Annotated in this window: 1 protein-coding gene; it reads left to right on the top strand. The window is 43.2% G+C overall.

Annotated elements, in window-relative coordinates:
- The first annotated feature begins 562 nt into the window (after positions 1–562).
- Entirely contained in the window at positions 563–817 is a 255-nt protein-coding gene (locus ABWP14_RS11120) for a hypothetical protein (protein ID WP_353203040.1), read from the top strand.
- The last annotated feature ends 106 nt before the right edge of the window (positions 818–923 follow it).

Genomic DNA, 923 nt, shown 5'->3' with positions numbered 1-923 from the left:
GTCTTGCCCTTGCTTACTTCTCAGAGAGGTCCTCCTCTCTGCCGTTCTCCCATCTCTCGGTCTTCAGTGATTCTGTTGAGTCACTGTCACTTGCTAAAGCTATCAGATATTTCCAATAGCTGTTGCATTTAATTCGGTGTGTTGCAAAAGCTTTTAGATTTGATCAACAAGCTCTTGGTATAAAGGTAATGGATCCCAAGAGCTCTGGCAAATCCGTGAGAGCTTATTTTGAGCGTGAAATGAAAAATCTATGAAAAATCTTTTTATTTTGTTCCCAGAATGGGTATAAATCGGACATTTAATTCAGTTTGTGGGTGAGATTCTTGGGGTTCTGAACTAGGGGTTACAGCAGGCCACCCATGGCTGAACCGAGGGGGTTCTGTAATTAATACCCCTCTTTAAATGGATTGTTTGTAAATCACTATGCCGAAATCCAGCAAAGACTTTTAAGCTTCTGAGTCCCTATGTGCCTCTAAAACATTTGGATTGAAATTGATTCGTGCCGTGAAATCGTCAAAGGCAAAGCCGTTAATTGGTCTCCCATTTTCCTCAAAAGGTGGAAATGGCCAACCATAGAATTCAACAACTCCATCTGAAAGTAAGTAGTGCCCCATACCTTGAAACCCTGCTGGCTAGCGGTACAAGCCTTATCTCGGTCAGCAAAATGGCGGGTCATGCGAACCCTTCAACCACGATCAACATCTACGGACATGAGACAAAGTCACATCAAGAATTGCTTCGTGGTGCTATCGATGGAAGCTTTGCCAAAACTGAACTCGACAGATTCTCGACAGACAAAGAATCTAGGACTGCTTGATAAGGAAAGAAAGGAAGATTCACGCTCAAAAAAATGTGGGTTTTGTCGATTTCGAACCGTCGACCCACGGATTAAAAGTCCGTTGCTCTACCGACTGAGCTATAGG

It is taken from the genome of Polynucleobacter sp. (genome assembly GCF_040400325.1).
Classification (GTDB): domain Bacteria; phylum Pseudomonadota; class Gammaproteobacteria; order Burkholderiales; family Burkholderiaceae; genus Polynucleobacter.
This window is presented reverse-complemented; position numbering and strand designations above follow the sequence as displayed.